This window comes from Bradyrhizobium sacchari (assembly GCF_002068095.1).
In the GTDB taxonomy this organism is placed as follows: Bacteria; Pseudomonadota; Alphaproteobacteria; order Rhizobiales; family Xanthobacteraceae; genus Bradyrhizobium; species Bradyrhizobium sacchari.
The window spans coordinates 225,489-237,887 of sequence record NZ_LWIG01000012.1 but is presented as its reverse complement, the minus strand read 5'-3'; the positions used below and the strand labels follow the sequence as shown (position 1 = coordinate 237,887).

The window sequence follows — 12,399 nt, the reverse complement described above, 5'->3', positions numbered from 1 at the left end:
GCCTCTGTTCCGTGTCTACGCCTCCAATTGCTTGCCGATCGGCAAGCTCCGGATGCGTTTTCCGGTCGCCGCGAAGATGGCGTTGATCAGCGCCGGCGCGAACGGCGGCACGCCGGGTTCGCCGACGCCGCTTGGCGGCGTGTCCGGGCCGGGTGGCACGATGTAGACGTTGGTCACGATGGGAGATTCGTCCATCCTGACGACCTGGAAGTCGTCGAAGTTCTTCTGCTGCACCTTGCCGTCCTTGAACGTGATCTCCCCGTATTTGGCGAGGCTCAGGCCCATGATCACCGCGCCCTCGATCTGCGAGGCGATGCGCTCGGGATTGACATAGGTGCCGCAGTCGATCGCGGTGTCGACCCGCGGCACGGCCAGCTTGCCCTTCTCATCGACGGCCACCTCGACGATGGTCGCGATGTAGCTGACGAAGCTGCGGTGCACGGCGATGCCGAGACCGTGGCCCTTCGGAACCTGGCGTCCCCATTCGCCCTTCTCGGCGACCAGCTCGACCACCTTGCTCAGGCGCGCGGTGTCGATCGGGTAGCTGTCAAGGGGCTCGCCGTAGTTCCAGAGGTCCTTCACCGCCGGCTTGACGATGCGCGGACTTCCGATCAACTCCAGCAGCATCTGCTTCTGGTCGCGGCCCGTGGCCTGCGCGATCTCGCCGACCATCGACTGCACCGCGAAGGCGCGCGGGATGTTCGAGACCGAGCGGAACCAGCCGATGCGGGTGTGCGCGGCCGCTTCCGGATTCTCGCAAGAGATGTTGGCGATCTCGAACGGCATGTCGACGAGGCCCATGCCGATTTCGAAGGGCGCCTGATGCACCGTGCCGGCCGCAAAGGTCGAGGCGATGCTGGGGGCCACGCTACGGTGACGCCAGGCGATCACCTTGCCGCTCTTGTCGAGACCGGCCTCGATCCGCTCGACCGAGACGGTGTGCAGGAAGCCGTTGTGGATGTCGTCCTCGCGCGTCCACTGCACCTTCACCGGCGCGCCGAGCTCCTTCGACAGGAGCGCGGCTTCGAGCGCAAAGTCGCATTTCGACTTGCGGCCGAACCCGCCGCCGAGCAGCGTCACGTTGACGGTGACGTTCGCTTCCGGAATGCCGAGCGTCTTGGCGACGTCCTCGCGCGTGCCGCCCGGGCTCTGCACCGGCGCCCAGATCTCGGCCTTGTCGCCCTTGACATCGGCCACCGCCACCGGCGTCTCCATGCTGACATGGGCCAGATGCGGGACGTAGTACTCGCCCACGATGACCTTGTCGGCGCCCTTCAGGGCGGCGTCCGCATCGCCTTCCTGGCGCAGGACCAGGCCGGGCTTGCGCGAGGCCTCCTCGAGCTCCTTGCGGTAGGCGACCGACTCGTACTTGCCGTTGGGGCCGTCATCCCAGACGAGCTTCAGTGCATCCCGGCCCTTGATCGCCGCGCCGGTATTGCGCGCGATCACGGCGACGCCGCCGAGCGGCTGGAACTTCGACGGCCACGGCCAGCCACGCACCTCCATGACCTTCTCGACGCCGGGGACCTTCAAGGCAGATTCCGGATCGAACGAGGTGAGCTTGCCGCCGGTCACCGGCGGGCGCGCGATCACGGCGTATTTCATGCCGGGCAAACGCACGTCGGCGCCGTAACGGGCCTTGCCGGTGGTGATATCGTGGAGATCGACGATGCCGACCTGGCCCTTGCCGAGATAGCGGAAGTCCCTGGGATCCTTCAGCTTGAGACCTTCGATAGCAGGCACCGATTCCTTGGCGGCATCGGCTGCGAGTTCGCCGAAGCCGAGTTTGCGACCGCTGGCGCTGTGGACGACCTCGTGATTGACGGCCTTGACCTCGGTTGCCGGCACACGCCAGCGCTTGGCTGCGGCCTGCTCCAGCATGGTGCGGGCGGAGGCGCCGATCTGGCGCATCGGGATCAGATAGTGCCGCGTGCTGCGCGAGCCGTCGGTGTCCTGGTTGCCGAACTTGACCTCGTCGCCATGGGCCTGCTGCACCTTGACCCTTGACCAGTCGGCTTCCATTTCCTCCGCCACGATCAGCGGCAGGCTGGTGCGCACACCGGTGCCCATTTCGGAACGGTGGGCGACGATGCTGACGGTGCCATCGGGCGCGATAGCGACGAAGACGCGCGGGTCGACCACGACACCGTGCGGCATCTTTCCGGCGCCTGTCTCATAGGCAAATGCCTGGCGCGACATGACCGGGGCGGCGAGCACGAAGCCGCCGGTGATGCCGAGTCCCTTCAGGATGCTGCGGCGCGAGACCTTCTCGACCTTGATGTTCTTTTCGAAGCCACGGAGCTTGCCGGGATTGTCGATGAAATTCATGTCACACTCCCGTCGATGCGAGATGGACCGCGTTCTCGATGCGCTGGTAGCAGCCGCAGCGGCAGATGTTGCCGGCCATCGCCTCGCGGATCTGGTCGTGCGACGGCTTTGGATTGTCCATCAGCAGCGCCGCAGCCTGCATGATCTGGCCGGCCTGGCAAAAGCCGCATTGGGGCACATTGACCTGGCGCCAGGCCTTCTGCACGGGATGATCGCCGTTCGGATGCAGCCCCTCGATCGTGGTGACCTCGCGTCCGGCAACGTCGTTGACCGACGTGATGCAGGCACGCACGGCCTCCTTGTCGACGATGACGGTGCAGGCGCCGCACAGGGCCTGGCCGCAGCCGTATTTGGTACCGGTCAGCCCGGCCTCGTCGCGCAGGAACCAGAGTAGCGGGAGATCCGGGTCGCCGTCCCAGCTCTGTTCCTGGCCGTTGATCTTCACCTTGATCATGATCGTCCCTCGCTCTTCATAAGCATGCCAAATTCAAATTCGCCGATCTCGGTTGGCGGTCGTCCGTGCGTTGTCTCGCAGCATCCCTGCCGTCGTCCCGCGTGGGCAAATCCCGGAGGGAGGCAGGAACGCCGATGACGATGTCTGGATGTGCTCGATACCTCCCGTCGTGTTCTTGATTGTTTTGAACTTCGCGCGGCATCGTGACGGCGCGAACGTAGCAGAGATCGCACCGACCCGGCGTTCACAGCCGAGTGTTCTCACCGGGAAAAGATTGCATCGATGGTTTGTCAAAAGCAGGGCGCGACATCACGTCCGTGTGCGTCGCGCGTCCACAAATGTGCCGTGCAGCGAAAAAGGCTTCGTCCGCCAGGAACACTGCGCGGACGAAGCAGGATGCCTCAGTCGAGGGAGGGAGAAACGCAAGGCCGCAGACTTCAGGCAGGAAGCGCGCGGCACCGCGTAGTCATTCAGAGACCAGGACTGAGGGAGCCGGCGGTTCTCGCCAGTCCATCGAAGGCGAGGAGGCGGCTTCGCCGCGATCGTCCGGGAGCCAGGCCCGTCCGGTTCGCTGGGGAGAGGAGTGGGGGACCAGCGATCGGACGGGCGTGGCGAGAGCGCAGGCCGCCGGTTGAGGCGGCCTGCTCAAACCATCGTTCAGGCGGCCTTGGCTTTGGCCACGTGCGTCGCGATCGCGTCCATCAGCGCCGGCGACAGGCAGTCATAGGGCTCGAGCCCGATTTCCTTCAGCCGCGAGCGGATGCCGGCCATCTGCTCCGGCTTCACGCCGGATTCGATCACCGAGGAGACGAAGGCGGCGAATTGCGGCGCTTGCGAACCCTGCTCCTGGAACAGCTCGGGGTGGATGAAGTCGAGGCCGTAGAACGGATGGTTCTTGTTCTCGATGCGGCCATACATGTGCGTACCGCAGGCCTTGCAGGCATAGCGCTGGATCACCGCCGAGGGATCGACAATCTGGAGCTTGTCGCCGTTCTCGAGCACCGTGACGTTCTGGCGCGGCACCACGGCGACGACGGAGAAGGTCGCGCCCTGCGGCTTCCAGCATTTGGTGCAGCCGCAGGCGTGGTTGTGGGCGACGTCGCCCTTGATGCCGACCTTGACCTGATGGTCCGTGCATTTGCAGGCGAGGGTGCCGCCGGCAAAGCTGCCGCTACCCTGTTTGACGCCGTTGTCGATCGATGGATGGAGTGCAACAGTCATGGGTCGATCCTCCTGGGTGTGATGTCTTTGGGCTAGTACACGACGACGGAACGGATGGATTTGCCCTCATGCATGAGGTCAAACCCCTTGTTGATCTCTTCGAGCTTGAGCACGTGGGTGATCATCGGATCGATCTGGATCTTTCCGTTCATGTACCAGTCGACGATCTTCGGCACGTCGGTGCGGCCGCGCGCGCCGCCGAAGGCCGTGCCGCGCCAGTTGCGCCCGGTGACGAGCTGGAACGGGCGGGTGGCGATCTCCTTGCCGGCCTCGGCAACGCCGATGATGATCGAGGTGCCCCAGCCGCGATGGCAGGCTTCCAGCGCCTGGCGCATCACGCTGGTGTTGCCGGTGCAGTCGAAGGTGTAGTCGGCGCCGCCGTCAGTGAGGCCGACGAGATGCTGGACGATGTCGCCGGTAACTTTCTTGGGGTTGACGAAATGCGTCATGCCGAACCGGCGGCCCCAATCCTCCTTGGAGTCGTTGATGTCGACGCCGATGATCTTGTCGGCGCCGGCCATCTTGGCGCCCTGGATGACGTTCAATCCGATGCCGCCGAGGCCGAAGACCACGACGTTTGAACCGGGCTCGACCTTGGCGGTGTTGACCACGGCGCCGACGCCGGTGGTGACGCCGCAGCCGATGTAGCAGCTCTTGTCGAACGGCGCGTCCTCACGGATCTTGGCGACCGCGATCTCCGGCAGCACGGTGAAGTTCGAGAAGGTCGAGCAGCCCATGTAGTGGTAGATCGGCTTGCCCTTGTAGGAGAAGCGGCTGGTGCCGTCCGGCATCACGCCCTTGCCCTGCGTTGCGCGGATCGCCGTGCAGAGATTGGTCTTCTGGCTCAGGCAGCTTTTGCATTGCCGGCATTCCGGCGTGTAGAGCGGGATGACGTGGTCGCCCGGCTTCACCGAGGTCACGCCGGGGCCGATCTCGCGGATGATCCCGGCGCCCTCATGGCCCAGGATCGACGGGAAGATTCCCTCGCTGTCGAAGCCGTCGAGCGTATAGGCGTCGGTGTGGCAGATGCCTGTTGCCTTGATCTCGACCAGGACCTCGCCGGCCTTGGGCCCTTCCAGGTCGACTTCGACGATCTCGAGCGGCTTCTTGGCTTCGAAAGCGACGGCGGCACGTGTCTTCATCGGTAGCTCCTCAAATTCTTAGACGCCAGGAAGTAGTCTCGGCAGTCCTGGTAACGTTCACTTGTGGCCCATGCAGGCGTCTTCGGCCTTGGTGTAGGCCTCCGTCTTCGCTTCCTTGTTGGCCGGACGCTGCCGGCCCCAGGCTTCGGTGGAGCGGGCGCGCAGATAGACGTACAGATCGTCCATGTAACAGGCGACGTTCGGGTTGTCGCCGAAGGCCGGCATGACGTTTTCCTGCGCGGTCGAGATGTTCTTGCGGCCGGAGGCGACCACGCCGAGGAAATCGCCATAGCTCATGGTCTTGACGGAATCCTTCAGCGCCGGTGCGTAGGTGGATCCCATGCCGTCGGGGCCATGGCAGACGTGGCAGTCGGAGTGATAGCGGCGGTAGCCGGAATAGGTGAACCAGTCCACGGTGCCGTCGGCCGAAATCTTGTAAGTCGGGTTTCCTTCCTTATCGAGCCATTTGCCGTCGTCTTCTTTCTTCACGGCGGCCGGGTCGCCCGGGCCGTCCGCGGTCGCAATTCCTCCCGACCCAACGAAGATCATCGCAGCAATAACAAAGCAGATTTTACGCAAGAGAATTTCCTCGGAAGGCGTTCGGTGGAGACGAACCGGCGCGTGGACTTGATCCACGCGCCGGAGCGACACGAAGGGTGTGCTAGTTCGCCGGCAGCGAGAACACGGTCAGCGTACCGCCGAGCGCCGTGTAGTTGCTGAGGGCTGCGTAGCCGCCGACTGCGCCGAGACCGGCGGTCGGATCGGTCAGGCCTGCGGCCAGACCAATGCCGGCCCAGCCACCGACGCCGGAGAGCACTGCGACATACTGCTTGCCGCCGTTCTCATAGGTCGTGACGTTGCCGATGATGCCGGAAGGAGTCTTGAACTTGTAGAGCTCCTTGCCGGTCTTGGCGTCGACCGCCTTCAGATAGCCTTCGAGCGTGCCGTAGAACACCACGCCGCCGGCGGTTGCGAGCGCACCCGACCAGACCGAGAACTGCTCCTTGTTCGACCAGACGATCTTGCCGGTCTTGCCGTCCCAGGCGATGAAATTGCCCATGTGGCTTTCACCCTGCGGCGGATACATCGAGAGCGTCGCACCCACATAGGGCTGGCCCGCGGTGTAGCTCACCTTGAACGGCTCGTAGTCCATGCAGACGTGGTTGGTCGGAACGTAGAACAGCTGCGTGTCCGGCGAGTAGGCTGCCGGCTGCTCGTCCTTGGTGCCGAGCGCGGCCGGGCAGATGCCCTTCACGTTGTGGTCTTCACCGGCCTTGTCGGTCGAAGCAGCATCCACCACCTTCGGACGGCCATAGGTCGGCGAGTTCTTGTCCATGTCGACGCCGGAGGTCCAGTTCACCTTCGGATCGTACTTCTCGGCGACCAGGAGCTCGCCGGTGCTGCGATCGAGCGTATAGCCAAGGCCGTTACGATCGAAATGCGTCAGCAGCTTGCGCGCCTGGCCGTTGATCGACTGGTCCGAGAGGATCATTTCGTTGACGCCGTCATAGTCCCACTCGTCGTGGGGCGTCATCTGATAGACCCATTTGGCAACGCCGGTGTCCGGGTTACGTGCCCAGATCGTCATCGACCATTTGTTGTCGCCGGGACGCTGCTTCGGATTCCAGGTCGAGGGATTGCCCGATCCGTAATAGATCAGGTTCAGCTCGGGGTCGTAGGAGATCCAGCCCCAGGTGGCGCCGCCGCCGATCTTCCACTGATCTCCTTGCCAGGTCTTGAGGCTCGAGTCCTTGCCGACGGGCTTGCCGAGTGCGGTGGTCTTCTCGGCGTCGACCAGGATCTGATCATCCGGTCCTTCCGAATAGCCGCGCCATGCCAGCTTGCCGGTCTTGATGTCGTAGGCGGACATGTGGGCCTGAACGCCGAACTCGCCGCCGGAGATGCCGATCAGCACCTTGTCCTTGACGACCATTGGGGCCGAGGTGCCGGTCTCGCCCTTGCCGGGATCGCCATTCTTGGCGGTCCAGGCCACCTGGCCGGTCTTGGCGTCGAGCGCGACGAGGCTGGTGTCGGCCTGATGCAGGAAGATCTTGCCGTCGCCGAAGGCGAGGCCGCGGTTAACCGTATCGCAGCACATCACGGGGATGACGTTGGGATCCTGCTTCGGCTCGTACTTCCAGACGATCTTGTTCTCGTTGGAAAGGTCAATGGCGTAGACCTTGTTGGGGAACGGCGTGTGGACGTACATCATGTTGCCGATGATCAGCGGGCCGCCTTCATGGCCGCGCAGCACGCCGGTCGAGAAGGTCCAGGCGACTTGGAGCTTGCCGACGTTCTGGGCGTTGATCTGGTTCAGCTTGGAATATCGGGTATTGGCGTAGTCGCCCGTGGGCATCACCCAGTCTTTCGGGTTCTGCGCCATCTTGTTCAGCTCGTCATTGGCTGACGCGCCGCCTACGGCGAGAGCCGCCGCGGAGCCAAGAAAGGTCGCCAGTAGTACCTTGCGCATAGTTATTCCTCCGTTGGTCTCGTTTATTGTTTCCGAAGCATTGCTCAATCACCGGGCTTCTCATCCGGCGTCTGCTCGTGCAGGGCGGTCACGATTGCGACCAGAAACGATGCTGTGGTGTTTCCTCCTCCTGATGAGAGCCACGGGTCCACGTGCAGGAGCGGCCCGTTCTTGTTGTTCCTGCTGCAATCCCTAACCACTTCGTTCCCGGGAAACTTGCCCAAGAGAGAAGGCGGTTTGCTTGACAGCGCACGGACCCGAAGATTTTGATTTTGCAGTAGCGAATTCAGGGGCTTCGGTAAGCCTTTTGAGCCGCCTTCAACGCTCAGGTTCCCCTTGACGGCGCTGCAACTAAGGCGGAGGATTAAGTTTCAAGAGTGGCAATGGAACGATGGCGCTCGTTGCAAAAGACCGCTCAAAATCGAGGTAAACGTCACGCAATCACGGCTGAGGGCTCCGGCAGCGCTGGTCGCGATTCGCGTCGGATCTCCGGATCAAACCAGTGGCTGGATTAATGTCCGACACCATTCACACGCTTTCGACGACCGGCATGACGCCGAAGCGGCAGATCCAGAGCTGGATCGACGGGCTGACCAGCCTGTGCGGGTATTTCGACGTCGATCCGCTGGAGGCGTCCTCGCTCGAAGGCCGCATCGACTACACCACGGTCTCGCGCCTGAAGCTCTGCCAGATCGAGGTCAGCCAGCATCGCATCGCGCACACGCTGGCGCGCGCCAAGGCCAATGAACATCCGTACATCAAGATCCACTTCCAGACCTACGGCGTGTCCTATTTCGAGCAGGAAGGCCGCCACATCGAGCTCAACCCGGGTGACATCATCGCCTATGACGTCTCCTGCCCGCATTCGATCATCAGCCCCGCCTTCACCCGTCACGACGTGGTGATCGTGCCGAAGGCGCTGCTGCGCGACCGCGGCTTCCCGTCGCAGCGGATGCCGGCCTGCAAGCTGACGTCGAAGACGGGGACGGGACGGATCGCCCACGATTTCGTCCATGCGACCTTCGACGAGGCGGCGAAACTGTCGGCGAACAGCGCGGTCGGCGTCGCCGATTCGTTGATCGACCTGTTGCTGCTGCCGCTGCGCGAAGCCGACACGATGTTCGACCGGGCCGGGCCCGAAGCGATGTATGTGCGTGCCCAGTTTTTCATCCGCGAGCACCTGCGCGATCCGGATTTGTGCATCGACCAGATCTCCGCCGAGCTCGGCTGCTCCAAGCGCTATCTGCACATGCTGTTTTCCGAGCGCGGCACCACGGTGAGCGACTACATCTGGCAGGCGCGCCTGCAGAACTGCCGCCAGGAGCTCGAGGCCCACGCCGGCAAGACCATCACCGACGTGGCGTTCTCCTGGGGCTTCTCCAGCTCATCGCATTTCAGCCGCGTGTTCCGGAAATATTTCGGCGTGGTGCCGTCCTCGATCCACAAGGCGCAGCAGGGCGCCGCTAGCTCGGGCGAGCACTAGGCGGGGAAGGGCGCATGGCCTCCCTTGTTTGCCGGGCATTTTGATACTCATTGATACTTGGTCGATCGAAGAATTCGCGAGGCAGCGACCCGCAACGCCTCTTGCGCGGATGATTGCTATTGCAGGCCGAGGCCGCTGCAATACCAGGCCATGTCCTCGTGCCTCCAACCGCGCTTGGCGCCCGATTCCTTGCATTCGTTGTAGGACTTGAAGTTGGCTCCGTTGCGGCAACCTGATGGGTAGGACCCAAAGCCGCCACCCGAGATAGAACACGCGACCGAGCTGACCTTCGTTGTGGAGGTCGTTGCGTCGGTGCTTTTCGGCGCTGCATTGACTGAGCTGATCGACAGAATGGTCAGGCCCGCAAGAAGAAAAACTGAAGCTTTCATCGCCTTCTTCTCCTGAAAGACAGTCTCGTGCTGTCCTAAGTGCATTATATCAGCAATGCAACCTGCGGCAATGTGCCGGTCTACATTCGGTGAAGAGCTGTCGCGAATAACTTCAGGTGTGACGTCATGGACGGAAGGATTGCGGCCGCGAGGGCCGCAATCACGGCGATGTTGCCTGTCACGCCGGCGTCGCGATGTAGGGAATGCTCGCCAGTAGGGCGACCAGCAGCACCGCATTGCCCAGCATTCCGCTCCAGTGCAGACGGCGCAGCCGACGCGGAGCCTCGGCGTCGCCGGCGTCCCTGGCGCTGAGCTGGTCGTCCATCCGTTGCATGAACCAGCGGCGGCCCCAGATCGCCAGGGCTGCGAGCAGGGCGACGCCCATCGCGGCGAGCGGGCGGCCGTCGAGGAGGAGAATCACCGTTCCGACAATTCCGGCAACGCGCATCACCAGGAAATGGGCGTTGAACATTCCGCGCAGCAACTGGGCGACGGGCTGGATATCGAGCTTCACCAGCAGAAAGGCGGGCGATGCCAGCGTGAAATAGCCCATCGGAAAGAGCAGGATGACCATGACGGCGACGGCGACTGCATCCGGTGTCATGCGATCGGCCCTTCCTGTGCGCGCGCTCTTCCGGCGGCGGCGCGCAATCATAGCGGGAAACTGCGTTCCCGACACTAGGCTTTGGTCGGAGGCCGGGCCGGGGAGGGAGTACCGGCGCGCCAGGCGGTAGCTCGAGATTTTAGGCCGGCTCGAGGCCGAGCGACTTGGCGCTTTCGATCCAAATCGGCAGTTCGCGCTGATAGAGCGCATTGCTTTCCTTGAAGCCGATCGCGGGCTCGAGCACGAAGGTCGCGAGCACCTCCTTCACCTTCGAGTCGCTGTTGGCGGCGACGCAGAGTTCGGCGAGGCGATCGACCACGGGCTGCGGCGTTGCTTTCGGGACGGCCCAGCCCGAGAATCCGCTCACGGTGAAGAACTTTGAGGTCGCGCCCTGTTCGGGCAGCGTCTTCACGTTCGGGATGGCCTCGACCTTCTTCGAATGCACCGCGAACACGGTGCCGCGGTCGCTCTGCAGAACCGACTGTGCGGCCGTATAGCTGCCCATGGCGGCATCGAGTGTGCCTTCCAGCATTCCCGTCCACATCGGCGCCTCGCCGCGATAGTGCACCGGCTCGATGTTGAGGCCGTACTGTTTGTTGAGCTCGTTGATCGTCATGTGCGGCGCCGAGCCTGCGCTGTAGGTGCCGAAATTCACCTTGCCGCTCTTGCGCGCGAAGGCGACGAAATCCTCCAGCGTCTTGACGCCGGTTTTCGGGTTCGCCACCAGCAACAGGCCGGCGCCCGGAATGACGCTGACGAGCGTCAGGTCCTTGTCCATGTCGTAGCCCGGATTCTTCATTACCACCCGGTTCATGATGTAGGTGGTCGAGATCGAGCACAGGATGGTGTGGCCGTCGGGCTCCGCGCGGGCGACTTCGGCTGTGCCGATCGCGCCGGAGGCGCCGGGCTTGTTCTCGACGATGACGGTCTTGCCGACCTGCTTGGAGATGAATTCGCCGTAGGCGCGTGCGAGCAGGTCGGTCTGTCCGCCGGCCGGATAGCTGCAAATCATGCGGATCTGCCGCGATGGCCAGGGGCTTTGCGCCGAGACGCTGCGCGAGACAAAGGGCATCGCGAGGGTAACGGCGGAGGCGGCTACGAACTGGCGGCGATCGAGTTTGGCGGACATGATTCTCTCCCCGGTTTTTTGCCAAAGGTACTGCATCAGGCTGGCGTCGGCATGGGCGGCAGGCGAGACAGATTGGCGCATTCGGTCAGCCGGCACGTGCCTATTCCGGCGTCACCCGGACGATCGCACCTTTCGCACGCCGCGCAGCCAGACGATTTCGGTGAGACCCACCGCGATCAGGCCGAATGTGCCGCCGATCAGCACGTTGACGATACGCTCCTCCGCGATCCCGCTGGCGCCGCCGGCAAAGGAGGCGGCGAGGGCAATGAAGAAGCAGCGCAGGCCGAAGCCGACGATATAGCGGGAGAACGAGGTCAGCGTGAGGGTGGCGGCGAGAACCGCGAGCGCATAGCCGACCCGGCTCTGTGGCAGCAGCATGCCGGCGAGGAAGCCGAGCGGCACGCCGGCGACGGCGCCGATTGCCCGCTGCTTCAGCTTGCCGGTGGAGGCGGCGAGATCGCCGACCACGACGCTTGCGGCCGACCACATCACCCATTGCCCCTGCGCAAGGTCGAAGATTTCGACCAGCGCGGCTGCCGCGAACACCGCCATGGCGGTCGCGAGCGCGGGCAGGAACCACTCGGCCGCGGCCGGTCCGAACGCGGTCTTCGCGGCATCGCTGCGCCGCTGCCGGTCGTAGATCCGAATGGCGCATACCAGCGCCAGCGAGATCGGAGAGGACACGATGATCACGCCGGCATGGCGCAGCGCTTCCGAGGCGGTCACGCCCTCCCGCACCTCACAGGCGAGATAGACGGCGGGGATGAACACCCAATTGCCGAGGGTCCGGAAATCCTCGCCATGGCGCGTCGCGGCGACCGCCAGAAAGCCGGCGAGCGCCGTCAGCACCACGAACAGCGGCTTGATCGGAGCGGCGAGAAACAGCGCGGCGAAGGTGACGAGGATGGCAAGGTAGTGCCACGCGATGAGTTTTGGCGCCAGCTGCATCCTGAGCGCCGGAATGAGCAGCGAGACTGCGATCAATCCGAGGTTCAGCAGCGCGGTCTCGCGCGCGATGAAATATGCGGCGACCATCGGGCCGACGACGATCAGCGCGCGCAGCAGTTCGCGGAACTTGATCTCCCGGGCGAGGAAATCGCGCAGGTCGGCGGCAGAAGGACTCACGACTTCACCAAATGGCCGAATGAATGGTTACAGTATAAGAAGCGAGACGCAGCA

At 63.6% G+C, this 12,399-nt stretch carries 11 protein-coding genes; 1 reads left to right on the top strand and 10 read right to left on the bottom strand.

Going from position 1 to position 12,399, the window contains the following annotated elements; translation table 11 throughout:
- Positions 1–15: 15 nt before the first annotated feature.
- The 6 genes from A5906_RS16340 to xoxF5 form a co-directional block, all read right to left on the bottom strand.
- Complete coding sequence (locus A5906_RS16340) at positions 16–2,328, bottom strand: xanthine dehydrogenase family protein molybdopterin-binding subunit (protein WP_080136404.1); 2,313 nt, start codon at positions 2,326–2,328, stop codon at positions 16–18.
- A 1-nt stretch (position 2,329) separates the two neighbouring features.
- Positions 2,330–2,782: a (2Fe-2S)-binding protein gene (locus A5906_RS16335; protein WP_080136403.1), complete on the bottom strand. Its 453-nt coding sequence runs from the start codon at positions 2,780–2,782 to the stop codon at positions 2,330–2,332.
- Positions 2,783–3,439: 657 nt separating this feature from the next.
- The gene (gene gfa, locus A5906_RS16330; RefSeq protein ID WP_080136402.1) at positions 3,440–4,003 is read right to left on the bottom strand and encodes an S-(hydroxymethyl)glutathione synthase; all 564 of its coding nucleotides are present in this window, start codon (positions 4,001–4,003) and stop codon (positions 3,440–3,442) included.
- 32 nt (positions 4,004–4,035) lie between these two features.
- Positions 4,036–5,145, bottom strand: coding sequence for an S-(hydroxymethyl)glutathione dehydrogenase/class III alcohol dehydrogenase (locus tag A5906_RS16325; RefSeq protein ID WP_080136401.1), 1,110 nt, complete (start codon positions 5,143–5,145; stop codon positions 4,036–4,038).
- 57 nt (positions 5,146–5,202) lie between these two features.
- Positions 5,203–5,694, bottom strand: a complete 492-nt coding sequence (locus A5906_RS16320; protein WP_080136400.1) for a c-type cytochrome, methanol metabolism-related — start codon at positions 5,692–5,694, stop codon at positions 5,203–5,205.
- 112 nt (positions 5,695–5,806) lie between these two features.
- Positions 5,807–7,615, bottom strand: coding sequence for a lanthanide-dependent methanol dehydrogenase XoxF5 (gene xoxF5 / locus A5906_RS16315; RefSeq protein WP_080136399.1), 1,809 nt, complete (start codon positions 7,613–7,615; stop codon positions 5,807–5,809).
- A 514-nt stretch (positions 7,616–8,129) separates the two neighbouring features.
- Here xoxF5 and A5906_RS16310 point away from each other — a divergent pair.
- Positions 8,130–9,098: a helix-turn-helix domain-containing protein gene (locus A5906_RS16310; protein WP_080136398.1), complete on the top strand. Its 969-nt coding sequence runs from the start codon at positions 8,130–8,132 to the stop codon at positions 9,096–9,098.
- Positions 9,099–9,214: 116 nt separating this feature from the next.
- Here A5906_RS16310 and A5906_RS16305 read toward each other — a convergent pair whose 3' ends face one another.
- The 4 genes from A5906_RS16305 to A5906_RS16290 all read right to left on the bottom strand — a co-directional run bounded on the left by A5906_RS16305 (position 9,215) and on the right by A5906_RS16290 (position 12,345).
- Positions 9,215–9,487: a hypothetical protein gene (locus A5906_RS16305; RefSeq protein WP_136615269.1), complete on the bottom strand. Its 273-nt coding sequence runs from the start codon at positions 9,485–9,487 to the stop codon at positions 9,215–9,217.
- Positions 9,488–9,665: 178 nt separating this feature from the next.
- Entirely contained in the window at positions 9,666–10,091 is a 426-nt protein-coding gene (locus tag A5906_RS16300; RefSeq protein WP_080136559.1) for a hypothetical protein, read from the bottom strand.
- A 139-nt stretch (positions 10,092–10,230) separates the two neighbouring features.
- Complete coding sequence (locus tag A5906_RS16295) at positions 10,231–11,220, bottom strand: Bug family tripartite tricarboxylate transporter substrate binding protein (RefSeq protein ID WP_080136396.1); 990 nt, start codon at positions 11,218–11,220, stop codon at positions 10,231–10,233.
- 111 nt (positions 11,221–11,331) lie between these two features.
- The gene (locus tag A5906_RS16290; RefSeq protein WP_080136395.1) at positions 11,332–12,345 is read right to left on the bottom strand and encodes an FUSC family protein; all 1,014 of its coding nucleotides are present in this window, start codon (positions 12,343–12,345) and stop codon (positions 11,332–11,334) included.
- Positions 12,346–12,399 lie beyond the last annotated feature (54 nt).